Here is a 23,206-nt window from a genome sequence, read left to right as displayed (position 1 = left end):
GGCCCCCGTTCCCGCGTGTTTATCTCCAGAATTCTTCCAGCGTTTCGGTTTCAATGCGTTGAATGAGTCTGTAAAAATCGTACTTGTCCATATTGCGAGGAGGCGTGTAATATTCCAAATACACATCCCCTTGTTTCAAGACCATCCAGTCAAAACCGTCGCCTTCCATTCCGACATTGATAAAGCAAATGTCATCGTAGTAAAAAGCAGAACCGGTTGACTGCCTGCTTTTCACCCATTTGAACAGTTCATCGAGACCGTTGCACTCATAAAAATCGTCTTTGAGCAACGGATCTTTCGCGTGCGCTTCCCGAACCCAAGTATTTTGAAGCGCAGCTTGGTACCATACATCAATCCATGATTGGTTCATCAACAACACCCTTTCTGTGTTTTCGGAAACAGTTGACTAGGCTGTTTCCGTGATGATTTGGTCATTTGACCTATTATCATCCTAATACATAGTTAAACTTTTTAAAAAAGTCATACATAAGGGTGTTATTGAATACACTATCATTGGTTGAATAACGCCAACATTCACTATTCCGCTCTTAAAATTACTATTTTTACTGTATAATAAAGATTGAAGCCAAGCGGGCCTGACTAACCCGCGCATGCCTTGGTTACCTTTCGACCAAGGCTGGCTTCATTTTCGTGATCACCATAGCAAAAGAAAACGCCGCCCTTCCGAAATAAAGAAAGTGGCGACGTATGTATGCAATGGGTTTACCGCTACTCCGACTTCCAATATCATATTACAACATTTTATAAGCCCAAAAGTGCAATCAAGGTGCGAAACTACACCATCTTTTTAGAGATATAGGGGACAGAGCGATTTAGAGCATCAACATTTATAACTGTTGCTGATTCTGTGCCCTGGCTTCCCTCTTCTACACGTTCCAGTTCATGCATACCCCCGGGTTATTCCATGTTCAACCCATAAAGGAGAATCATAGTTCCCATAGCTATAAATCGTTCCGGAAACACCCAACTCCATCCAACATAGAACACAGGATGATACCCAAGAGAGATTAACTGTGCTGCGATTTCCTCTAGTGTCAAAACCGCATGTCTTCCACCCAGCTCATGCCATTTCAACTCATCTTTATTCACCAATACCTCTTTTTCGCCTTTACGTGCGATGATTCTAAGAGAACTTTCGCTTCCCGCATATATGTTTTTCTCTGCCAATTTCATTCGCCCAGCCTCCATATCTTTGTCTCCAACTTCGCTTTTTAGGTATTTATCCTTTGTCAAAATCATATCTTACACTATCTCCAACCCAGTTGATTCGCAATTTGCAACACGATTTCATCTCTCCAGGCAATAGCGGTTCGCCTGCTCACAGGAATTTGTCTGGCAATCCCTTCCCATGTAAGTTCTTGAGGGGTTGTCCAGTATTTCAGTTGAACAAGTTTCTTTTTCTCTTCGGGTAATCGGTCATAAACGGTACGGATCGCCTCTACAATTTTTTCTAACTGCTCAATCCTCCGGTGGGCGATTAATAGAGTAACGGTTTTGCCCGTTGGGTCACTGGGAAGAGAGGTTCTCCCACCGCCGATATTCTCAAAATACGGGGTTGAATGTAAAATCTCCGCTCTTAATCTTCTTACTTCCTTTACCGTATCCCAATAAGAATAAAGCTCAGACTCTATATGTTTGAAGGTTCCTGTTTTCAATTTTTCTTCTCTCGGCACTCCCATCCTGCTCCACTCCCTTGGTTCAAGAAGTTTTGTATCGAACAAGTGTCCAACCTTCCTGCTTTACACAATGATGGAACATGCAGACCTTCCCGGTAAGAAGCCATACACAACCCGCACAGAGATGCTTCTTCTTTTTGGCTTCTTCCAGTTCTAAAAGCTGTTTGATCCTTTTATGTCTTTTCCCCATCGTTCCCCACCCCTTTCCATCTAATTGAGTTCTCGAACTCGGCAATTCCCTCGTCAATCTCCTCTGGAGAGAGTTCCGGAAAAGTGGATAACACTTCGTCTCTTGCCGGCTTAACATTGGAATTTAAAAACCGATATTTTAACCAGTTATAAACATGCCAACGATTCAAATGATCTCCCCCGTATTGCAAGACTCTTTCACAAAGAGCGTCATACAGCTTCATGCCTTTTGCGTAATCCTCCGGCTTAATCAGTGGATTTTCTAAATACTGTGCCCCCTTTACGATCCGTTCCAAGTATTCAACATATTGCTCATCTGTTGTAATCGGCGGAATATGAAATCCCGTCATATCGTTCACTCTTTCTTTAATGGTGGCAAATCAACAAAGTCCTGAATCCAACCTTTGAAAGCATATCGAAACTCGTTTACTCCAATATCTCGCCCTTTCGCAATGAAAGACTGAACGACCCTGGCTCCGATCAAGTGTAATCCGGGATTCATGTCCTCCGGGTTCTCCCAAAGAAACTCCACGACATCTGCATCTTGTTCAATATCGCCACTTTCCCTAAGGTGTTCTAACGATGGTTTCAGCGCTTTTTTGCCCTCCCGGTTCATTTGGGCGAGCATAATCAACGGACAATCCACTTCCATTGCTAAGTTCTTGGCTTTTTTGCTGACTTCCCCGACCGCCTGCGCCCTTGTCATCCCTGTTGGTTGAGGAATATTCATGATGCCCAGGTAGTCGATGAAGATCGCTCCCAATCGACCGTATTTCCTTTTCAATTGCCGGGCCATCGACCGGACTTCATCGATTGTGACGGCTTTCCCATCGGCAATATGAAGCGGCAACTGTTCAAGCTGATTAAATGCTTGATCCACTTCTTCAAATTCCGTGGGGGTTAGCTTTTTCAACCGCAACCGGTTAACAGGGATTCCCGTGATGGAGGCAATCATACGGTTATAAAGGGCTTCTTTTTTCATTTCCTGGCTGATGATTGCCACCGCTCCATGATCTTGCGCTGCGATTCCTCTTGCCATTTTCAGCATTTTTGCCGTCTTCCCAACAGATGGCCGGGCGGCAAGGATATAAAGCCATCCTCGCCCCAGTCCACCCATCCATTCATCAAATTGCTTGAAACCGGTAAGAATCAGGTCATCTTTTTGTCTCAAGTAGTCCATATAGTCTTTCCGGGTATCCTTGATATGAACCAGGTCATTTCGGATACCTGGCCTGACAGAATCGGCCAACTGCTCAATTCGCCTGAACAGATCTTCATTATTCTCAAATTGATCCTGAAGGACTAATTGTTTGATTTGTTCACCGACGGTAGCGACACGCCGCCGGATCGACCGCTTTCTCACGATCTCGGCATAGTGCTTGGCATTTGCGGAAGTCGGGACGGCTGCGGCCAGTTCATTCAAGTAAGGAACCCCTCCAACTTCGTCCAAACGTTTGTAGATGACCAGCATTTCAGTAAGCGTAATCGGGTCGATCACTTTATCGTTTGAATGCATGTAGAGCATGGCTTTCCAAATCATTTCATGGGCAAAAGTGCTAAAATCCCTCGCTTCCAACAGAAAAGCCAGATCATCCATTACTTTGTTGTCAATCAAGACCGAACCAATCACAGCTTGTTCGGCCTCAATGATTTTTAGCTGTTCCAAGTTCATTTGGATCAGCTCCCCTCTCTAACCATGCGTGAAATCCCTTTATATCTTCAGGACTGTGTCCTGCCGCCACCCACCGATTAAAGGCAATAATCCTTGCCTGTTCGCTGATTTCCTTTTGCTCTCTGGCACGATCTCTCTCAGGAAATCGAACGACATTGCCGTTTCTGCTATTCATCTGCGCCAGTAAGGTTTGAAATTGTTTTCTTAGCTTTTCGGGTGAAAGAATATTGCTTTGCCAAAAGTGGTGACTGGTCGCCCAATCAATCACAGCAACAATCGTCTTTTTATCCCGTTTATCGATGGTCAATATCTTTCGGCAATCATCCGCCCATTTTTGCATGTTCTTGGCTTCATAATCTGGATTCCATTCATGGATCTTCCTCAGCAGGTACTTTGCCATTTTCATATACTCAGAATCATCATCGTACTTGCGACGATGATCTTTTTTTTGTTTCGTTTTGTTTTGTTTATTTAATATGGAAGGATTGCCGGAAACACTGTCGGAAGCAGAGGCGGAAAGATTGTCGGAAACACTGTCGGAAAATTTGTCGGCAATATTTGCAGACAAGCGGTTTAATTTGTAAATGGCTGATCGGTTCCCCGATCGGGATTTGAAGTCAATATACCCCTTTGTTTTCAACTCGTTTCTTGCATTTGCAACACTTCGTTCTGATAGTCCGGATTTGTGAGATAGCACCGTGACAGCTACGGAAAACTCTTCTGCCCATCCGGTTTTATTGCATGTGTGCATCAAGGCGTGCCACAGTGCAATCGCGGATGCGGACAATGGTTTTACCTCAAGCCGGTCATAAAATGCCCTAATCTCCAACAAATAGTTCATGTCTAAAACCCCTTTAAAATCACGCCATGAGCGAATGTCACACCTATCGGGTCACCAGCATATCTTAAAGTTCCTCCAAACAATCCTTTCTTGCTCCGTACTGTACTCAATGAGGGTCGGCTATCTTTCCCCCCAGAGGCAGAGTGTCACCGGGGGAAAGAACCATCATCACTGGATGTAACCCTCCGCTTTCAAAGGACGGTGGTTAGTCCGTCCCTTGCCAAGATATCCCGTCTATTTCACAATCTCGATTTTCAATTCATCCTCCCGATGTTCTACCGACACCCCGTCGATAACCATACCGGTTTCCGGGTCCACAACTCGATTGCCCTGAATTTTAAATGCTTTTCTGAGCCCGTTTTTATCCGGCTCCTCTTTGATACGAATTAAGTCGATGCGGCCCAAATCTTTGAGCGATTGAACCAAGGTTTTCTCTTGATAGTTCCATTTAGGCTGCTGCTTGCGGAATCCAATCTTCCCGTTCGGCAAATTCATTGATTTAAATTCAGGGTCTTCGTGCCTTAACTCATTTGCATAAGCCGTCAACAATCCAGTCAAGTAATCCAAATCCCAGTCAATTTGTCCGTTCACCATTTCAAGCCAAGCATAAATTTTTTCGATCTCTGATTCAGCCAGAGCGATGTTGCCAGCTTTTTTGCTTTGAAGAGCTTTGATTTTTCTAAGTACCCAATTGGCTTTTTCCGGTGAGTCAACCACGAAATGCTCTTTGATTTGCTCTTGTTCCTCCAAGAAATCATGCAAGCTGATTTCATTGATTACCATTTTGGTTCACATCCTTTGATAGAGGGCGGCACAAAGACCACCCCAAATCGACAGACTAGTCAGACACATATGTCGTCAGCTTTTACCCAATCACGTTGAAGTCGATGGACTCTTTTTTTACTGAGTAATTCTTACCTCGATACTTGATGTAAATGATGCTCTCCTTAACCCGGAGGTCAATCATCAACTTGATCTCGAAAAAATCGAACTGAACGTCTGAACCGTCAACCAACTTTGCTTTCATGATGATCTTTTTCACAGACGAACCACCAAATCTTCGGCAAAATAGCAACCAAAGTTTTTTGTCTTGATGACCGTTCGCCCGTTAACCGTAAAGATCGAAGCAATGGTGTCCATTTGTTTTTGGGCACAAACGATGGGATCTCCCTCTCGCAGATGATCAACCGGTTTATTGACAACAGCTTGAAATACAATGCGATCCTTATTCTTTTTCATCTTCATCACCTGCGGATTGGAGTAATTGATTTCTTTGATCTTCCAGTGCTTCAATCCCTTTCAGAAGCCGTGCAACAACGGGGTTGGTCGAAACAAGGACGGATTCGGTTGATTTTGGGGATCGAATAAAGGTGTTGCCTTTCCCATCGCAGAACCACAATAAATCTGGTTCCGACTTGATTCTCGTTAAGTCTTCGACTTTTTCCCATTTCAAATCAATCTGCTTTTGAACCTCATTTGCCTCACGATGCTCATAAAACCAAATGGAGGCAATTTGGCTTCCTGGGATGAAAATCCGTTTTTCTTCCCTTTCAATGATCAAGTTCGGGAATTTGTACCCTTCTTCATGGTCAAGTGAAATTTCGAAGACCCGTTGGGAATCTTGACCCAACACTTCAATGGTTTTATTGTCAACCATGCAAATTTCAGCTTTTCTGATGAACATCTCTTTCTCCCTTTCTTGGGAGCAAACCGGGCAGGCCAGCCACCCGGCTGCCCGATTTTATACAGACTGCTTGATTTGACGAATGGTGTAAACCAGGTCATCGTCCAGAATGCGACGAATGGCTTCCGTATGTCCGAGGTCCAATGCTTGGAGAATCTGAATCCGAATCCGTTCCAATTCCTCCACCTGTTCCGAGTCAATCACATGATACTCAGGAAGTCGCAGATAATTGGTTTCCATCTACTCCATCCTCCATCTCCACATGGATTTCCTCATCCAATCGCTCATTGTCCAGTCCCAAATCCTGATTTCCTTCTTGGTCTGAGGCAATCTGCTGGTCCCTGGAGGATGTGGTTTCAACTGGTTCTCCAGCTTCCAAATTGTCATCAGATTCTTGACTGGAAGATGTCGCTTGTTTTTCTTTGAATTCATTGACGGCTCTCACGATTTCAATTTCTGTTGCATTGCTCAAGGAATTGTTCTTATCCTTGCTCAAGAACTTGTTGATATCCGCGAATTCTTCATCCGTGACATCCGCTCGACTCGATTTTTTCGTGAAGGCGTACACGATGGCTTTTTGCCTTTTGGTGGTGATCTTCTTTTCACCACAAATTGCAAAGAAACGTCTTCTCTGCGCTCCATTTCCTTTTTGTTGTTTCGTTTCTTCTTGGTTCTCTTCCGCCAGTTGGTTCCACGCAGCCAAGTCTTTTTGCTTGGAAGGCTGTTGCTCGTGTCGATTCAGCTTTTTGAACTGGGATTTTGGTTGCTTCTGTTTATCACTTACGGGCTGAACCGGAACCGCATCACTATCCTCATCTGCTGCAAGTCCTAAGGCCAGGCTTAGAGAGTACCGTCTGGCGTAGGTAATGGCTGATCCTTGCTTTTGCGATGCCGTATTGGTTTGATTCCTCTCGTCTTCTTTCACCGGGATTGGTTCAAACTCAATCATTTCTCCCGATTCGTGAACCAGAATCGTGTAAATTCCAATAACCTTGTTGTTCTCATCCCGTACAGCGTTTTGAAACCAACCTAAGCCACTTTCTTTCATAGGTTGACGAATCACATCTGCAATGTCGGCCAAATCTGCATACTTGTACGAGTAAGATCCTCCGTTCTTGGTATGAATCGTAGCTGTTTGATTTTTGGGCGGGTTTTTTACCAGTCCTTGAAACTTCACAAAGGCCGCGAGAATATTGGTGTTGTTTTCGGCGAATTTCATTACTCGCTCACCTCGTTTTATTTGGCACATGTACATCAGCCAAAATACCGTCCGTTGGAGGGATAACGATTCCCTCCGTTGACCTCCAGTCTGTCGATCTGTTAGACTAGAGGTATCCAAATTTCTTTTTTAAGCTCGCTTGTCGCCACAAGCGGGCTTTTTGCTTTCACCATCATCTCTCTTAAACCACAAAACCACCCCCTTTCAGTACCCAAAATCTAGCCATGATTTATCGAAGCTTGACTATTCAGCCATTCCTCCAAGGCTTTCCGGGGAATCAGAAATCTCGTTCCAGCCCGAACCTTTGGAAAATCCGGACGACAAAGGAAATGCTCTCTTAACGTAGGTACAGATACTTGCAGTTGCTCAGCAGCTTGTTTAACCGTTAAAGCTAAAGGTTTATCTTCCAGCTCCTTGGTTTCAACAATTTCGATCATCCGCTCAAGAATATGTAATAGTTCACGCGATTTATCCAATTGCGAATTTGACGATGATGGGATTGTCATTTGCCCTAGTCGCAATGTACCTCACCTCTCTGAGTTCCCGTGGAACGTAACGGATAGACTTTTACATAGAGCTCGTCCAAACTCACTTGAAACAAATCAGCGATCATGATTAAATGCTCCGCTTTCATCTGGCATCTGCCTTTTTCAAGGTAGTGGTATCCAAGCACACTTTTATATCCTAGAAACTTTGACATAAACTCTTGGCTAAACCCCTTGTGAATCCTAAGTCGTTTGATCTTTTTAAGATCAATCAGGACATCACAGGTTTGCATAGGTTTACTCAGAACAATCACCACCCTTCCATTAAGGAATGTGGATATTTCCGTTTTGTCATTATATCTATATCCTACTTTCCGTTATGGCAAATGTCAAGTAAGAAAACTTACGTAATGGCATTTGTCTCTATTGATTTTACCTTTTCGGTTATGTATAATTTCCGTATCGGAATTACCAAAATGGCAACTTCAATCCGATCAAGGGAGGTGAATACTATGTCAATTTTAGGGGATCGCCTCAGACTGGCTAGAAAAAGAAAAGGTTGGACACAAGCTCAACTCGCATCTGCACTTGGTGTGAAAGAATCCACGGTAAATCGCTACGAAAATGGTGGAAGACAGCCAGATTTCGAGCAGCTTACCAATATCGCAAATCTTCTTGAAGTATCTCTTGAATATCTTGCTGGTCGCTCTGAAAATCCAAAGATTCCTGAGAGAGAGAATGACAAGGACCATGTATTTGATGAAATCGATACTTTATGCCTTCATCAACTTGGCGATTACACGAAAAAACTGCCCCCACAAGCGCAGGAGCAGTTACGCGAAATCATTATTGCCTATTTGAAGACATATCCCAGAAAGGTTGATTAACAAAAAACTTTAATCAATTGGACAAAAAATCAACAAACGCTCCGAATAAAAGTAGTAATACCTGTTTGTATGTAATATTTTATATACAAACGGTATCTATTACTTTTACTGTACAGGAGGCGGATATCGGATGTCATTGGACTTATTTAACATTGCGAATCAAGAAGGCATTGAAATTTGGTACAAAGAGTTAGATCCGCCCCTGGAAGCTATCTATTTGAATTCATTGAATCGCCCACCCTTGATCGTATTTGCCAACAGAATTGTTCATAATGACCCGTATTTCCGATGTATTTTTGCGGAGGAACTGGGACATCACTTTACATCTTGCGGCATAGCCGTCTGCCATCAACGGCTTAACAACCGGAAAGCAATAGAGATCGGTCGGATCGAGTTTAGGGCTATGCGTTGGGCTGCGGAATTCTTAATTCCATTCAAAAAGCTCATACGTGCTTATTCTAAGGGGATTACCACCTTCCATGAATTGGCTGATTATTTCCAAGTAACTGAAGAAATGGTTCAATTTCGATTTAAGTTACTTAACATCCGAAGAATGGGTTCAACAGATGTTTTATAGTCAACAAAATAGATATTTCTATCAGCAAAGATAAAGAAAAACTATCCGGGGAAACGATCATGATTCTTTATGCATGTGATCAATGTGAGAGAAAGAAAAAGAGCTTGGTTTTACCGGAGAACTGGATTACAATGCTAACCAAGCTCCCCAACACCTATGCAGAAAACCACTTTTGTTCTTGGGAGTGCCTTGCAAGATACAGAAATAGTGAAAAGAGTCTGAGCCATAGGTAGGGGAGCTTAGTATCTGATTGGTAGGGGGAACTGTATGAAAGGACATGTTCGTAAGAGAGGGAGTAAATGGTGCTTTGTATTAGATATTGGACAAGACCCACAAACAGGCAAGCGGAAGCAGAAATGGTTTAGCGGGTTTAAAACTAAAAAAGAAGCCGAAAAAGCACTGATCCAAAAAATTCATGAACTTGAGCAGGGGACCTTTGTTGAACCTGCTAAAACAACCTTAAAAGAATATATGGAACGGTGGCTAGAAGACTACGCAAAGACTGCTTTGAGACCATCAACGCTTCAAACGTACAAAACCTATATCAATGCACATATTATTCCCACTTTAGGTGCGATCACTTTACAACAGCTTCAACCTATGCATTTGCAACGCTTTTACAATGAGAAGCTCACAAATGGAAGGGTTGATGGGGAAGGGGGTTTATCACCGCACACAGTAAGATACCTTCACGTAATTCTTAAAGAAGCACTAGGTCATGCAGTAAAATGGCAATTGCTCAGTCGAAATGTTGCAGACTTAGCTGATCCTCCAGCTCTTGGAAAAAAGGATATCATCACATTGGAACCTGAAGAAGTCACTTTGTTCCTTGACCACGCAAGAAAAGATCGATTATATATAGCATTTCTTCTCGCGATCACAACCGGGCTACGAAGAGGCGAAATCCTTGGGCTACGGTGGAAAGACATCAATTTTGAGGCTAAAACTGCAAGTATAAGAAAGAATTTAGTAGTAGTGAATGGGAAGCCAGTATTACAAGAGCCTAAAACCAAAGGCAGCATTCGTTCAGTTTCCCTTCCGTCTACTACGATCGAAGAGTTAAAGAAGCACAAAAGAATACAGAACCAAGAAAAATTACTAGCAGGTGCGGGTTACCAGGATAATGATCTGATTGTGGCAACATCGGTCGGAACCCCGGTCAGCCCAAGAAATCTTCTAAGAAGCTTCTACAGAATCATAAAAAAAGCCAATCTACCTGATATTAGGTTTCATGACTTGCGGCACACACATGCCACCCTAATGTTAAAACAAGGGGAGCATCCGAAAATTGTGTCCGAAAGGCTAGGCCATTCAAATACACGAATCACAATGGACATTTACAGTCATGTTCTCCCTAATATGCAACAGGAAGCCGTTGATCGATTCGAAAAAATGTTCCTCGAAAACAGCAAGATTTCCAAAGTAAATCGCCATTGAGTGTATGTTTGCAAAATGTTTGCAATCAGCACTCTCCTCGACTATCCCCCGCCTTACATAATAAGAAAAACCCCTGAATTCTCAAGGGTTTTGGTTGGTGGAGCATAGCGGGCTCGAACCGCTGACCTCTACACTGCCAGTGTAGCGCTCTCCCAGCTGAGCTAATGCCCCGCGATATGCATTTTTGCGTCGAATCGAACTGACAGTTATAAATATAACTCATCCGCATTTGAAAGTCAAGCATCTTTCCCCAAAAAATTTTTCTCTTTTTTAAGCAAGATCCGGGCTCAAAAAGCTGGCTTTTCCCGTTTATGGCTGTTCTCCAATAAATCTTCACGACGACTGTGAAAAAATTCAATTCTTATTCACATCTTTCTTCGTTCAACCATTATACAATCATTTAGTAAGGTCGTTAAATTGCTCTTTGACATATCATTTTTTGGAAATCACTTTGATTTTCGTCAGGGCTATGCTCTGTTTTTTTGTCAACTATTGTTCAAACTAACATTGAGGTGAACCTATATGCGCCGAATCCTCGCCATTGGGTCCTTTTTTCTCGGTATGAGCCTGTTCCTGTCAGGATGTACTACTGATCAAGCGGACCAAGTACATAATGAGCAACAAAAACATCCTTCTTCGGCTGAAACGAATCATCCTCAGGATCAAAAACAATATGCTTCCGGAAGCAAACAAAATGCGGATCAGCAAAAACCAAGCAAACCGGCCGTAACCAATCCGATTCCAAAATACGAGTTCACCCCGGTCAATCCGGATACATTGGACCAAAAACAATCTGAAGATCTGGCGCGCCTCAAGGATCAATCGGTGATCTTTAACAGTTCGCGCAAAATAAAAAAGGTCGCCCTGACATTTGATGACGGGCCTGATGATCAATACACCCCGCAAATTTTGGATATTCTAAAGGAAGAAAATGTGCATGCCACTTTTTTTGTCGTTGGAAAAATGGCTCACAAAAACCCTCAGATGTTAAAACGCATTGTGTCAGAGGGCCATATAATCGGAAACCATACATGGGATCATCCGCTGATTCCGAAGCTTACGCAAAAACAGCTGGAAAGTGAACTGGAACGGGCCGACCAAGAAATCTATAAAATCATCGGCTACAAGGTTCATTTTTTCCGTCCCCCCTATGAAGCGATCCATGGCGGAAAAGAACAAATCCTGGCCAAAGGTTACCAGATTATCGATTGGGACGTGGATACAGAAGATTGGAAAGCAGGGCGCACACCGGAAGGCATTTATCAAACGATCGTCAAAGAGGTGCAACCCGGGAGCATCATCCTGGAGCATTGCGCTGGAGGTGATCGCAGTGCAACCGTCAAATCGCTGCGAAAAACGATTCAATATCTGAAAAACCAAGGATATGAAATCGTCACTCTGGATCAACTGCTGCAAATTCCAGCCTATGAGAACACACCGACAAAAGAAAACACTCCTCCCGCAGACGGAAGAGTGTAATCCCGGCACTTCCCGCAAAAGGGGAGTGCTTTTTACTTTTTTTCCCCGGCTAAAAACTCCATCCGTTCATTTAAGCAATTGAGCAAAGCTTTCTGCCGGTCTCCATCCTCCTGTTCGTGCGCGATCAATTCGCCAAACCGAATCACGATTGTCTTCCCTTTAAAAAGATCTCCCAACCGCAGCGACTCCGGACCTTCATAAACCGCCGGGAGAATGGGCACTTTCGCCCGGTCGGCCAAGTACGCCGCCCCTCTTTTCAAAGGTACTGATTCCTTGGTCCGGGTACCGCTGGGGAAAATCCCCACCACTTCTCCTTTTTTAAGTAAGCGAATCGGCGTTTTCAGGGAACTGGGGCCGGGTTGATCCCGGTTGACGGGAAAGCTGTTCAATTTGCCCAAAAACCAGGCGACAAGCGGTATCTTGAACAATTCAATTTTTGCCATATAGTGAATCGGCCTCGGAATGGAAACACCGAGCGCAATAATATCCAACCAGCCCGTGTGGGTGCAGGCCAAGACAAAGCCTCCTTCGGCTGGAACGTTCTCTGCTCCCTCAACACGAATGCGATAGAAAATTTTTAAAATGGTTGTAGCAATGATTTTCGCAAATGAATACATGGCTCCTCCTTTATCCGGATGACACAAGTGACTTTTGTTCTTACTCTTACAGTAACAGGGATTCCCAATTATGCAAAGAGGTAAATCAAAAATAAAAGGCCAATCCCTGCAATTCATACAGGAATTGGCCTATCAAGGGGTAGCTTCGTGGTAAAGTGGGAAATTCAAATTACATCAGGAAATGGTTATGCCATATTCTTTGATCCAGGAATTCACTTGAATCAAATACTCCAGTGCTTTGACGATCTGTCCTTCGTCGACGCCGGCTTTGCCATCGATCAACGCCTGCACGTTTCGTCTGTTGACCAGGGAGTAGATCGGGGAGTTATGGTCAGCCAGGATATCGTTGGCCCAGCGGATAATCGCTTGGTAATAAACAGGGTTTTGCGCAGTCGGATAGGCGCTTTTTCTGCGATAAAGCACATCGTCAGGCAGATAACCTTTCAGTGCACGCCGCAAAATCCCTTTTTCAATGTTATCGACTGTTTTCACCCGGTAGGGCACATTCCACAGGTACTCGACCAAACGATAATCACAGAACGGAACGCGAACCTCAAAGCCCGTGTACATGCTGGTCCGGTCTTTGCGATCGAGCATAAACGGCAGGAACCGGGTAATAAACAGGTAAGACATTTCCCGTTGCCGCGCTTCGAGATCGCCTTCTCCCTCCAAAGCCGGAACTTCGGAAATCGCTTCTGCATAGCGCGTCTGCACATAGTCGTCAGGACGGGCATAATTCAGCGTTTCCTGGGACAATAAACTGGACAAATAGCCGGTGGTGCTCACCCGCCACGGGAATGTGCCCGCATTGAGGAACTCATCCTGATGGAACCAGGGATATCCGCTGAATACTTCATCTGCCGATTCACCGGACAAGGCGACCGTGGCATCTTTTTTAATTTCCCGGAAGAGCAAGTAGAGGGACGTTTCCATCTCCCCGATCCCCGGCAGGTCACGTGCCCTTAACGGAACCAGCAGGTTTTCAAGCAATTCCTCCGAATCGAGGACAATCGTATGGTGCTCGGTTTTCACATGTTCGGAAACACGTTTTACCCACGGTTCATCGAGATCGCGATGGAGCAAATCCGTTTGGAAATCGCGATCGCTGCCGACAAAATCGAGCGAATACGTGTGCAGGGTGCGATTCTCTTTCGCCAGTTCCTTTCCGGCAATCGCCGTCAGACCGCTCGAATCCAGCCCGCCGGAAAGCATGGCCACCAGCGGCATGTCGGAGATGAGTTGGCGACGGACGGTATCTTCCAGGATTTCGCGAATTTTGGCTGCGGTTGTTTCCACGTCATCCGTATGGGGTTTGCTTTCCAGTTGCCAGTAGCGGGTCACCCGTTTGCCTTCGCGGGTAAAGGTGATCGAATGGCCGGCGCGAACCTCTTTGATCCCTTTGAATACACCCACGCCGGGCGTACGCATCGGGCCGTTTCCGAAAATCTCCGCCAATCCGTCTGCATCCAATTCCGGTTTCACTTCCGGATGTGCCAGGATCGCCTTGATCTCGGACGCAAACAGGATCATGCTTCCCTTTTCCGTGTAAAACAGCGGTTTCACGCCCAGGTGGTCACGTGCCAAAAACAGTTTTTGGTTCGCATCGTCCCAGATGGCAAAGGCAAAAATCCCGTTCAGGTGCCGTACGCAGTCTTCTCCCCATTCGAGGTAGGTGTGCAACAACACTTCGGTATCCGAATTGGTTTTAAAGGTATGGCCACGTTCTTGCAATTCTTTTTTCAGTTCAAGATAATTATAGATTTCGCCGTTGTATGTCATCGCGAAAAGACGGTCTCCCCATCGCTCCACCATCGGTTGCAGACCACCTTCCGGATCGATCACGATCAGGCGGCGGTGAGCCAGACCGGCCCGGGGTGACAGCCAAAAACCCTCTGCGTCAGGTCCGCGATTTTGAATCGTTCCCGCCATTTTCTCCAGAATTTCCTTTTGACCGGAAATGTCATTTTCCCAATCGATCCAGCCGGTAATTCCACACATGTCAACCATCTCCCATCATTTACCGACTTTATTAACACGACGTTTGTTAATCAACACATCGTTTATTATAATACATGTAGTATATATTTCAACAAGCAAACTGTTTCTAACCCGTTGATTAATCGACAAAAAGGGGAATGATTGATTATAAATACATGAAAACTCCACAGGGGGATGACCATGAAAAATCAACGGAAAAAACTTGATCCCCGGGTTGTCCGTACGCGCAAAATGCTGCGTAATGCCCTGATCGAACTGATGGGGGAAAAAGGATACGATGCGATCAGCGTACAGGAAATCACCCGGCGAGCAACTTTGAACCGGGCTACTTTTTACCTCCATTACCGGGATAAAGGGGATCTTTTGATGCAAAGCATCGAGGAAATTTTGGCGGAACTGGTGGAAGGGATGCAACAATGCCGGTTGGACAGTGAAAACATCACCGATGCCAATGGAAATGTGGTTCGTCCTCTTCCTGATCTGGTCTATGTCTTTGAGCATGTCGCCAAACACCAGCAGTTTTACAAAGTCATGCTTAACATGAACGGACAACAACGCTTTTTGTTTCGCCTGCTTGATGTATTTGCCGATATTTTGAATGAACGCCTCAATCAAAGTACGGCCTATGATATACAACCGGCTGTTCCCAAGGAAATTCTCATCCATTATGCCGCCTCCGCTTACCTCGGCGTCATTGCCTGGTGGTTGAGAAACAACCTCCCTTATCCTCCGGAATACATGGCCATGCAATTGACGCGGTTACGGATACAGCATCTGAAAATCGGACAATTTCCGCATCATCACAGATAAAAGACCGGTTACTCCGGTTAAAACCAGGGCTAAAAATTACACCAAGAGCAAATGATTCAAAAACTATACATTGTACCATTTTCATGCTATCCGCTATGATAAAAATGAATTCAGTTTTTTCCATAATAAATTCACCAAAACCCGCTTGAATTTCCAAAAGAGGGGGGTGGCGAGAATAGAAGGAATCCAGGCAGGCACTTTATCCAGAAAAGAAAAATACAAACAGGAGCGCATGCATCCCATTGTCCTGTTTTTGTTGTTCGGGACGGCTTTTACGCGGATGGCTGTGTTTATGAGTTTGCCTTTCCTCTCTTTTTACCTTACAAAACAAATGCACCTGGAAGTTTTGCAGGTCAGCACCGTCTTGGGAATGGCCGGTTTGGGAGGCGCAATCGGTGGGCTCATCGGAGGACCTCTCTCCGATTTCTTCGGGAGGCGGTTCATTCTCTGGCTTTCGATGATTTTGTGGACTTTCGTCTTCTTCGGTTTTATGTTTGCCAGGGATTATTACAGCTTCATCGGTTTAAGCCTGGCACATGGGCTGAGCCGTTCTTTTTTTGATCCGGCATCCCAGGCGCTGATGGCCGATCTGACGATAGAGTCCAAGCGGTTAAAAATTTTCGGATATCGGTATACTGCACTCAATGTCGGAATGGTTACCGGTCCGCTGCTCGGAACCTACTTATATGAATGGGTGGGGATTTATACCTTTTTCTTCACTGGAATCGCTTTTGCCCTTTACACGCTTCTCCTGATCGTGACATTGCGTAACTATCAGCAACAGACCAGATGGTCCCGGCCAAAGGAGTCGACACGGTTTTCCAGTTTTGTCCGGGTGCTGGCACGAGATCGGTCACTCGGGTATTACATCATGGGCAGTTTGTTGTTTTATATCGTTTATTCACAGATGGAAACAAACTTGCCCATTTATCTTTACAGCCTTTTAAGCAACGGTGAAAATGTCTATCCCCTCCTGATCGCCATTAACGCGTTGATGGTCATCTTATTGCAGGGGCTGGTAGCCAGCTGGGCCGAGAATAAAAACCCTCTGAGCAGCGTGATCCTGGGTTGCTTTATTTTCGCGCTGGGGTATGCCTCGTTTGCAATCGGAAAACACGCTTCTTTTTTTATCATCGGCATCGTATTGTTCACCTTTGGTGAAATGCTCATCTTTCCGATTACAAACAAGATGATCGACCAGCTGGCGGACGACCGCTACCGAGGAGCCTATTACGGAATCGGCAACCTCGCCCAGGCCGGTCTCTTCCTGGGACCGATGATTGGCGGCTGGATGTTCAAGCAGGTGGGAGCACCGCTCACCTGGTGGGTGATTGTCATCATCTCCCTGCATATCATCTGGTTTTATGCCATGGGATACCGGCGATACCGGCAAAAAAGCGGAGTGGGAATTGCCCAGATTGTCTATCGCGTGCTGTATGATCTCAGGCTCGCTTCTCTGATCAAGTTTTCCTATAAGATGATTCCTTTAATCTCCTTTCTGCTGGGAATCCTCTTTATCGCTTCCCGCTATTTCGGGGACCATCTGTCCTTCATGCGCTTGATTGATCTCTTTTCCACTTTATGATCCTGCCGTGAATCCCTTGGCCCGGTTCGTTTCCCTGTGGGGCAGATCGCTCCCGGCCAACGGGATTCTTCTCTTCATAAAAAAACAAGCATAGAAAATCTCAGCTGTCTCCAGCAGTGATCTTCTATGCCTGCTCCCGTCTGCCGTCATCTGCAATCCGAAGGATTCGTTTCGCTGCTCCTCACTTTCCAGAGCAGTCCAATCACAATGACCAATACAGTGAGACAAACCGGCAAAAAGTCATCAAAAGCGGGAAAGGAATCGACAACCAGGCGCCGGAAGATTTTGTCTTCCGCCATCATTTCCCCTGCGGTGTACCCCAACAATCCTCCCCCGACAATGATAATGACCGGGAAGCGTTCCATCAGTTTCATGATGAGCTGGCTCCCCCAAATGATGAGCGGAATGCTCAGCGCAAGGCCGATTATGATCAAGACCATATTTCCTTCGGCCGCTCCTGCGACAGCCACCACATTGTCCAAACTCATGACCAGATCCGCGATTAAAATTGTCCTGAACGCTTCCAGCAAACGCGAACTGCCCTGGATCTCGTGAGCATCATCCTCACCCTTTAATAATTTGATGGCGATCCAGACGAGAATCAAACTCCCCACGAACTGAACCAATGGAATTCTGAGCATCCAGGCGGCGATAAACGTAAGGACAACTCTGAGCCCGATCGCTCCAAAACTCCCCCAAAACACTGCCTTTTTGCGCAACTCGGGTTTCAATCCCCGGCTGGCCATGGCAATCACGACTGCATTGTCTCCGCTTAATACAATGTTGACTAGGATAATTTTTACCAGACCAATCAAAAAAGCTGATATCATAAGGACAAACATCTCCCGGGTAGAGGTTATCGGGTGCCTGATTTTCATCGGGCGCATCGGGGCACGATTATACCATCGAACAACACCCCTGGAACCCAAGAAAAAGGTTCATCTTCGCTCCGAAGTGAACCCCCATTCATTTTACTTTTACTGCAAATAATCATGAAGACTGCATTACCAATACAATTATCCAATAAAACTATCTTAATATCAAATAAAACACCTGAACCCGTTTACGAAAAAACGGCCGCCAGGAGCACTCCCGACGGCCTTTATATCAAACTATTTTTGTTTTCGCCATATTTTGGCATAGTCGATTGGATTTAAATTGACCATATCCGCATACTCTTCTGTCAGTTGTTTTACGACAGGCAGCGGGAGGCCGGATTGGATCAATTCCTGCTCAAACCGTTTGATGGCGGTCCGTTTGCCGAGACTGCACCGGATATAAGCCGAGCTGAATTTGGTCAGTCCGGCCGCCGTTCGCCCAATGAGATGAAGATACCCCATTGCCCCTGCCTCCGTTATTGGTCAGAGGGTTTATGATTGGGCGGGTTAAACGGCGGTCTGTCATGCGGACCGAAAGGCGGTCTCCGGCCCCAATCTCTCCAGTCTTTTTGCGGGAAATAAAATTGCTTGTTTCCGGAGGAAAAATTGCGAACCAAATCTTTCAGTGAAAACATGTAATCGGATGTCATTTTAAGGGCGGCATCCTGAGGAATTCCCGCATCAATCAATTCCTTGTACAAGCTTCCGATCGCTTTGCCCATCTCACGGGCAGAATCTTCGGAATAGAGAATGTCAAACAGCTTTGTAAATACCTCCGGAACTTTATTTGACACAACCTCAAGCAATTCCGGGGCTTTTTTGGCCATAACCTCAAGAATTTCAGAGATTTCTTTCGCAGAAGGACCCGGTCTGAATTCCATAATCCCATCTCTCCTTTAATTGAATTGAAATGATGAAACAGAAGCTCAGCGTCACGGAATGAGCGCTGCAAAAATCTTCGTAAAGCCAGCCGACAGCGACCTGAAGGCAAACCGGACTGCATCCCGTCCGAGGAGAAAGGGAGAAACTGCCTGACTGAGCGCAGCCGGGATATTCCTGATCCAACCGGTACGCCGCCGCGGTGCTTGAAACTGGGCTGCCTGGATGCGCGCCCAAAGCTGATCACGAAACGCAGGATCAGGCTGTGAGCCCCACACGGAAACAGCGCTGTTTTTTACGGCAACGAGAAAGGCAAGTTCCCGCTTGCATGCATCACATTCTTTAACATGGTTGAGGGTGGACACGATTTCGGCGCTCGACAGCGTCTCAGTCAATAACCAGGGCAGCAATTCCTGCACGGTTTTACACAGTTCGCTCATCATCAGTCCCTCCTTTGCGCAATTGTTGCCGCATCCGGCCCTTCGCCTGATGCATCCGGCTTTTTACTGTCCCTTCTGGAATACCCAGCAATACACTAATTTCTTTATAACTCATTCCTTCGACAAAGACGAGGTAAAAAAGCTCGGCATGGTGCGGTGGCAAGGCTGCAAGGGCGTCAGCGACGGAGAGTTCGGTCACCACCTGATCCGCAATATCCGGTTCTGAACCGCTTCGGAATTCGCCGATCTCCTCCAGGCTTTCCAATTGCGAATACCGGCGACGGGACCGCAGCCAATCAAGCAGCTTATGCCGGGCAATCGCAAAAATCCATGTCGCCACTTTCGCCTCTCCGTTATAGCGGGCGGAACTTTTCCAGATGGCCACAAAAATATCCTGCATCAAATCCTGAATGTCGGCATCATGATTTATCTGTACCCGCAGATAACCGTAGAGGCGCGGGGCAAACTCCTGATACAGTGCCGCAAACGCCCTCTGGTCTCCCATCGCCATCGCCTTTAGCCACTGCTCTGCCAGTGTGTCCGCATTTTCTCCTACGCGTTTCCCGGAAAACCCATCCCCACCACCTCCCCGTTCATTCATATAGTGAGTCGGGGCAAACCGGCTTTTGGTTCGATCAATCCAAAAAATTTTTCCCGTCAAAACGATATCCAGAACCAACCCGGGACTGATCACCTGAGCAACATCGGAAGAGAAATGTGCCCGCGATCCGATCATCCGCACATTTACAAAGAAAAAGCCCCGGGTTACCGGGGCAAAAACAACGATGGTGATACTACTTTTTGGCCATTAAGTACATAAAGTAGGGGGCGCCGATGATGGTTACGACGATTCCGGCCGGAATCCCGCTCGGGTCCAGGATAACCCTGCCGATGGTGTCCGCGGCAAGGAGCAAAATGGCCCCGATCATCGCCGCAAGCGGAAGAAAGCGTTGATGTCGCGGTCCGACCAAGGCCCTGGCGATATGCGGAGCCATAAGCCCAATGAACGGAATACCCCCGCTTACGGATACAGAAGCCGAAGAAAGGGCGACCGCGATCAGAATAAGGAGCCGTCTGTCTCTTTCCACCCGAACGCCCAAACCGACAGAGAGATGCTCATGCAAATTCAAGATGTTGAGTAAATTCGACTTTGCCAAAGCCAACGGGACGAGCAAAAGAATCCAGGGAAGCAAAGCAAGAACAAAGATCCAATCATCCCCCCAAATTCTCCCTGCCATCCAGTTGGCAAAGAAATCATATTGCTCCCGTTGCAAACGGGTGGTCAGGATCAAAACAGCCCCGTACAGAGCCGCCGCGATTCCGACACCCGTTAAAACGAGCCGATTCGGGTCAACCCCCTCCCCTCTTTTATAAGCCATAATATATATGAAACCAGCCGTTAATATCCCTCCTGTCAACGCAAACAGGGGGAGTGCGAATAAAGAGCGGTTCGCTTCCGCTGTAAAAAACACGACATAAAAAACAACCATGAGCCCTGAACCTGCATTGATTCCCAAAATACCCGGATCGGAAAGAGGGTTTCGGGTAATGCTTTGCAGAATCGAGCCGGAAACAGCCAGCCCCATCCCGGCCAACACGGTTATAATGATTCTCGGAAGCCGGAAATCATACAAAATCAAATTTTCCCTGGCCGTTCCCTGCCCGAAAATCGTTCGCACCAATTGGGCAGGGGACAAAGAGACATATCCGGTGGCCATGCTGATCACAATCAATGCCAGAAGCAAAACCAATGCGGCGATCAGGGTAAAGCGAACCTTCTTAAGCGGGTCGAAACGGATCATGTTCATGTTCTTCCTCCCTTTCGTGCGAGATAAAGGAAGAAAGGAACGCCGATGATGGATACGATGGCGCCTACCGGTGTCTCGTACGGAGCATTGACCATTCTCGCCGCTGTGTCGGCCAGCACCATGAAGATACTCCCAAACACGGCTGAACACGGGATAATCCAGCGATAATCAGTTCCAACCAGATAACGGACGATATGCGGAGCGATCAATCCGACAAAAGAAACGGGACCAGCCAGCGAAACCGCGGCACCGGCCAGAATCAGCACAGCAACCGTCAGGACTGCCTTTGTCCATACAGTACGCTGCCCCAACCCTTTGGCCATTTCTTCCCCGAAGCTGAGGACGGTCAATCCTTTGGAAAGCATGACAGCCATCACCATGCCGACAACAATGGCCGGAAAAACAAGTTTTAATTGAAGCCAGTTTGTCCCGGAAACTCCTCCGGCCGTCCAGAAAGCAAGGTTTTGGGACAGTTTGTAATACAGGGCAATGCCTTCCGCCAAAGCGGTCAATAAGGCCGACACCGCCGCACCTGCCAGAGTGAGGCGGATCGGAGACATCCCTCCCGGCCGTAAAGATCCCAGACCAAATACCAACCCCGCTCCGATTCCGGCACCGATAAAAGAAACAATCATGATAGACAAATAGTCAGACGTGAAATGGAACGCAAATGCACAGGCGAGCGCCATGCTTGCACCGGCGTTCAAACCAAGCAAACCGGGATCTGCGAGGGAATTTCTCGTCATTCCCTGCATGATGGCTCCGCTGACCGCAAAGGCAGCCCCGACAATGGCTGCTCCCAACTCCCTTGGCAACCGGATGCCGACAATAATCTGATCCGCTTCCCTGGCAGGTTCGTAGTGTAAGATCGATCTCCATACCGTAAGAAAATCCAGATGGGCGGCTCCCACTGAGATCGCGAGCACCATCCCCCCGACCAGAATAATCAAGCCAAAAGCCAACACGGATGTTCCAATGGCCGGTCGGGAGTAAACCCGATTACCTGTTGCCTGTTTGTTTTTGGTCATCATCATTCGAATTAGTCCTTTTAATTCCTATCTTTTCTCTTTTGTCAGTGCATTTACGATAAAATCAAGTTCGTTTTCAAGCGTAATCGGGTCATTAAAATTGAAAGAGTTTGAGTCAAAGGTAATGACATGGTTCTTTTGCACAGCCGGAATCCTTTTCCAAACCTCTGTCTCCATAAATGAATTGTCCGCTGCTCCGTATCCTGTTCCCACAAACAGGTAATCTCCGGCGTACTGCGGAAGCACCTCTGCTGAGATGGCTTTATATCCCGTCCCAAAAACATCCTGCTCCACCTTTTTGGGAGCTTTGAGACCCAGAGCCTGATAGATTACCTCTGTCCCGCGGGCCCAGTTGTTTCCATATACGTAAACATCTTTTCCATAGCTCTCCAACACGGTAAACGTTGCATCGTCCCCGATGGCTTCATGAACCTTTTTCTTCGCCGCTTCGGCTTTTTCTTGCCACTCTTTCACCCACGCACGTGCTTCCTTTTCTTTGCCGACCAACTTTCCGATTTCAATATGTTGTTCGAGATAGTTGTGTTTCTCATAGGTAAAGGCGACAGTCGGGGCAATTTCGGCGTATTTCTTGAGGTTTTTATCGTTAGAATAGGCAATGATCAAATCGGGATTCAGAGCCAGCAGCTTTTCCAACGAATCATTGCCGATCACTTCCACGCGATCCAATTTGCCCTCATAAAATTTGTTTTTCTTGGGCCATTCGTTTACCGCGATCGGGGTGATTCCCAGCTTCAGCAGATTCCCGGTGTAGGATGCGGCCAACACGGCTATTCTCTTCGGATGGGCAGGCACTTTTACATCTCCCGTATCCGAATGGTAAATTTTCATATCTGAATCGGCTTGGTTCGTCTGGCCTGCTCCACCGGAACACGCCGTCAACAACCCCAACAGAATAACAAGCAAACTGAATAAAATATGTTTTTTATAAATCCACATCCTGCTCATCCCTCACAAAAGATAATAAAAATCATTCTC

At 46.2% G+C, this 23,206-nt stretch carries 30 protein-coding genes and 1 tRNA gene; 6 read left to right on the top strand and 25 right to left on the bottom strand.

Features of this window, described 5'->3' with window-relative positions; all coding sequences use genetic code 11:
• Nucleotides 1–19 precede the first annotated feature (19 nt).
• The 14 genes from I8U17_RS10200 to I8U17_RS18775 form a co-directional block, all read right to left on the bottom strand.
• Complete coding sequence (locus I8U17_RS10200; RefSeq protein WP_033100791.1) at nucleotides 20–370, bottom strand: hypothetical protein; 351 nt, start codon at nucleotides 368–370, stop codon at nucleotides 20–22.
• A 548-nt stretch (nucleotides 371–918) separates the two neighbouring features.
• Nucleotides 919–1,194 (bottom strand): hypothetical protein, encoded by a 276-nt coding sequence (locus I8U17_RS10195; protein WP_152568527.1) that lies wholly within the window; start codon nucleotides 1,192–1,194, stop codon nucleotides 919–921.
• Nucleotides 1,195–1,268: 74 nt separating this feature from the next.
• The gene (locus tag I8U17_RS10190) at nucleotides 1,269–1,700 is read right to left on the bottom strand and encodes a RinA family phage transcriptional regulator (RefSeq protein WP_033100789.1); all 432 of its coding nucleotides are present in this window, start codon (nucleotides 1,698–1,700) and stop codon (nucleotides 1,269–1,271) included.
• Between the two features lie 170 nt (nucleotides 1,701–1,870).
• Nucleotides 1,871–2,236: a hypothetical protein gene (locus I8U17_RS10185; protein WP_033100788.1), complete on the bottom strand. Its 366-nt coding sequence runs from the start codon at nucleotides 2,234–2,236 to the stop codon at nucleotides 1,871–1,873.
• Nucleotides 2,237–2,241: 5 nt separating this feature from the next.
• A complete protein-coding gene (locus I8U17_RS10180; RefSeq protein ID WP_033100787.1) occupies nucleotides 2,242–3,558 on the bottom strand; it encodes a replicative DNA helicase in 1,317 nt (438 codons plus the stop codon).
• Nucleotides 3,530–4,345 (bottom strand): helix-turn-helix domain-containing protein, encoded by an 816-nt coding sequence (locus tag I8U17_RS10175; protein WP_198059353.1) that lies wholly within the window; start codon nucleotides 4,343–4,345, stop codon nucleotides 3,530–3,532. The genes I8U17_RS10180 and I8U17_RS10175 overlap by 29 nt, the downstream gene beginning before the upstream one ends.
• A 288-nt stretch (nucleotides 4,346–4,633) precedes the next feature.
• Nucleotides 4,634–5,182 carry a host-nuclease inhibitor Gam family protein gene (locus I8U17_RS10170; protein ID WP_198056155.1) on the bottom strand — a complete coding sequence of 183 codons (549 nt, stop codon included), beginning with the start codon at nucleotides 5,180–5,182 and terminating at the stop codon, nucleotides 4,634–4,636.
• Nucleotides 5,183–5,264: 82 nt separating this feature from the next.
• The gene (locus I8U17_RS10165) at nucleotides 5,265–5,441 is read right to left on the bottom strand and encodes a hypothetical protein (protein ID WP_160173833.1); all 177 of its coding nucleotides are present in this window, start codon (nucleotides 5,439–5,441) and stop codon (nucleotides 5,265–5,267) included.
• A complete protein-coding gene (locus tag I8U17_RS10160) occupies nucleotides 5,438–5,638 on the bottom strand; it encodes a hypothetical protein (protein ID WP_033100786.1) in 201 nt (66 codons plus the stop codon). The genes I8U17_RS10165 and I8U17_RS10160 overlap by 4 nt, the downstream gene beginning before the upstream one ends.
• Nucleotides 5,625–6,083, bottom strand: a complete 459-nt coding sequence (locus I8U17_RS10155; protein ID WP_198056156.1) for a hypothetical protein — start codon at nucleotides 6,081–6,083, stop codon at nucleotides 5,625–5,627. The genes I8U17_RS10160 and I8U17_RS10155 overlap by 14 nt, the downstream gene beginning before the upstream one ends.
• A gap of 57 nt (nucleotides 6,084–6,140) precedes the next feature.
• Nucleotides 6,141–6,323 (bottom strand): hypothetical protein, encoded by a 183-nt coding sequence (locus I8U17_RS10150; RefSeq protein ID WP_033100784.1) that lies wholly within the window; start codon nucleotides 6,321–6,323, stop codon nucleotides 6,141–6,143.
• Complete coding sequence (locus I8U17_RS10145) at nucleotides 6,295–7,302, bottom strand: ERF family protein (RefSeq protein WP_198056157.1); 1,008 nt, start codon at nucleotides 7,300–7,302, stop codon at nucleotides 6,295–6,297. The genes I8U17_RS10150 and I8U17_RS10145 overlap by 29 nt, the downstream gene beginning before the upstream one ends.
• 218 nt (nucleotides 7,303–7,520) lie before the next feature.
• The gene (locus I8U17_RS10140) at nucleotides 7,521–7,823 is read right to left on the bottom strand and encodes a helix-turn-helix domain-containing protein (protein WP_198056158.1); all 303 of its coding nucleotides are present in this window, start codon (nucleotides 7,821–7,823) and stop codon (nucleotides 7,521–7,523) included.
• Entirely contained in the window at nucleotides 7,814–8,080 is a 267-nt protein-coding gene (locus I8U17_RS18775; protein WP_052154149.1) for a helix-turn-helix domain-containing protein, read from the bottom strand. Before I8U17_RS18775 ends, I8U17_RS10140 begins: the two co-directional genes overlap by 10 nt.
• 219 nt (nucleotides 8,081–8,299) lie before the next feature.
• On the opposite strand from I8U17_RS18775, the gene I8U17_RS10135 reads away from it, so the two are divergent.
• From I8U17_RS10135 to I8U17_RS10125, 3 genes are all read left to right on the top strand, one after another.
• Entirely contained in the window at nucleotides 8,300–8,674 is a 375-nt protein-coding gene (locus I8U17_RS10135) for a helix-turn-helix domain-containing protein (protein ID WP_052154141.1), read from the top strand.
• 130 nt (nucleotides 8,675–8,804) lie between these two features.
• Complete coding sequence (locus tag I8U17_RS10130) at nucleotides 8,805–9,251, top strand: ImmA/IrrE family metallo-endopeptidase (protein WP_052154140.1); 447 nt, start codon at nucleotides 8,805–8,807, stop codon at nucleotides 9,249–9,251.
• Nucleotides 9,252–9,518: 267 nt separating this feature from the next.
• Entirely contained in the window at nucleotides 9,519–10,688 is a 1,170-nt protein-coding gene (locus I8U17_RS10125) for a site-specific integrase (RefSeq protein WP_033100782.1), read from the top strand.
• 95 nt (nucleotides 10,689–10,783) lie between these two features.
• Here the strand turns inward: I8U17_RS10125 and I8U17_RS10120 are convergent.
• Nucleotides 10,784–10,859 (bottom strand) — tRNA-Ala (locus tag I8U17_RS10120).
• A gap of 351 nt (nucleotides 10,860–11,210) precedes the next feature.
• Here I8U17_RS10120 and I8U17_RS10115 point away from each other — a divergent pair.
• Nucleotides 11,211–12,167, top strand: a complete 957-nt coding sequence (locus tag I8U17_RS10115) for a polysaccharide deacetylase family protein (protein ID WP_232331017.1) — start codon at nucleotides 11,211–11,213, stop codon at nucleotides 12,165–12,167.
• A gap of 32 nt (nucleotides 12,168–12,199) precedes the next feature.
• Here I8U17_RS10115 and I8U17_RS10110 read toward each other — a convergent pair whose 3' ends face one another.
• Together I8U17_RS10110 and asnB are read right to left on the bottom strand one after the other, a co-directional pair.
• Nucleotides 12,200–12,784, bottom strand: coding sequence for a lysophospholipid acyltransferase family protein (locus tag I8U17_RS10110; RefSeq protein ID WP_033101244.1), 585 nt, complete (start codon nucleotides 12,782–12,784; stop codon nucleotides 12,200–12,202).
• A gap of 174 nt (nucleotides 12,785–12,958) precedes the next feature.
• Entirely contained in the window at nucleotides 12,959–14,782 is a 1,824-nt protein-coding gene (gene asnB, locus I8U17_RS10105) for an asparagine synthase (glutamine-hydrolyzing) (protein WP_033101243.1), read from the bottom strand.
• Nucleotides 14,783–14,962: 180 nt separating this feature from the next.
• On the opposite strand from asnB, the gene I8U17_RS10100 reads away from it, so the two are divergent.
• Both I8U17_RS10100 and I8U17_RS10095 read left to right on the top strand, forming a co-directional pair.
• The gene (locus I8U17_RS10100; RefSeq protein ID WP_052154244.1) at nucleotides 14,963–15,592 is read left to right on the top strand and encodes a TetR/AcrR family transcriptional regulator; all 630 of its coding nucleotides are present in this window, start codon (nucleotides 14,963–14,965) and stop codon (nucleotides 15,590–15,592) included.
• 166 nt (nucleotides 15,593–15,758) lie between these two features.
• Entirely contained in the window at nucleotides 15,759–17,177 is a 1,419-nt protein-coding gene (locus I8U17_RS10095; protein ID WP_152568561.1) for an MDR family MFS transporter, read from the top strand.
• A gap of 146 nt (nucleotides 17,178–17,323) precedes the next feature.
• Here the strand turns inward: I8U17_RS10095 and I8U17_RS10090 are convergent, their stop codons facing one another.
• From I8U17_RS10090 to I8U17_RS10055, 8 genes are all read right to left on the bottom strand, one after another.
• Nucleotides 17,324–18,007, bottom strand: a complete 684-nt coding sequence (locus I8U17_RS10090) for a TerC family protein (RefSeq protein ID WP_198059352.1) — start codon at nucleotides 18,005–18,007, stop codon at nucleotides 17,324–17,326.
• Nucleotides 18,008–18,289: 282 nt separating this feature from the next.
• Nucleotides 18,290–18,517 carry a hypothetical protein gene (locus I8U17_RS10085; RefSeq protein ID WP_033101239.1) on the bottom strand — a complete coding sequence of 76 codons (228 nt, stop codon included), beginning with the start codon at nucleotides 18,515–18,517 and terminating at the stop codon, nucleotides 18,290–18,292.
• Nucleotides 18,518–18,531: 14 nt separating this feature from the next.
• A complete protein-coding gene (locus I8U17_RS10080) occupies nucleotides 18,532–18,936 on the bottom strand; it encodes a hypothetical protein (RefSeq protein WP_052154243.1) in 405 nt (134 codons plus the stop codon).
• A gap of 51 nt (nucleotides 18,937–18,987) precedes the next feature.
• On the bottom strand, nucleotides 18,988–19,374 hold the full coding sequence (locus I8U17_RS10075) for an anti-sigma factor (RefSeq protein ID WP_033101238.1): 387 nt from the start codon (nucleotides 19,372–19,374) through the stop codon (nucleotides 18,988–18,990).
• Nucleotides 19,358–20,053 carry an RNA polymerase sigma factor gene (locus I8U17_RS10070; protein WP_198059351.1) on the bottom strand — a complete coding sequence of 232 codons (696 nt, stop codon included), beginning with the start codon at nucleotides 20,051–20,053 and terminating at the stop codon, nucleotides 19,358–19,360. Before I8U17_RS10070 ends, I8U17_RS10075 begins: the two co-directional genes overlap by 17 nt.
• A 115-nt stretch (nucleotides 20,054–20,168) precedes the next feature.
• A complete protein-coding gene (locus I8U17_RS10065; RefSeq protein WP_033101271.1) occupies nucleotides 20,169–21,176 on the bottom strand; it encodes a FecCD family ABC transporter permease in 1,008 nt (335 codons plus the stop codon).
• 2 nt (nucleotides 21,177–21,178) lie between these two features.
• Entirely contained in the window at nucleotides 21,179–22,216 is a 1,038-nt protein-coding gene (locus I8U17_RS10060; protein ID WP_198056163.1) for a FecCD family ABC transporter permease, read from the bottom strand.
• A 21-nt stretch (nucleotides 22,217–22,237) separates the two neighbouring features.
• A complete protein-coding gene (locus tag I8U17_RS10055; RefSeq protein ID WP_198059350.1) occupies nucleotides 22,238–23,167 on the bottom strand; it encodes an iron-hydroxamate ABC transporter substrate-binding protein in 930 nt (309 codons plus the stop codon).
• Nucleotides 23,168–23,206: the final 39 nt, after the last annotated feature.

Origin of the sequence: Thermoactinomyces sp. CICC 10521 (genome assembly GCF_016055135.1) — a bacterium.
In the GTDB taxonomy this organism is placed as follows: domain Bacteria; phylum Bacillota; class Bacilli; order Thermoactinomycetales; family Thermoactinomycetaceae; genus Thermoactinomyces_A; species Thermoactinomyces_A daqus.
The sequence above is the reverse complement of the archived record's forward strand: the minus strand, read 5'-3'. Positions and strand labels throughout refer to the sequence as shown.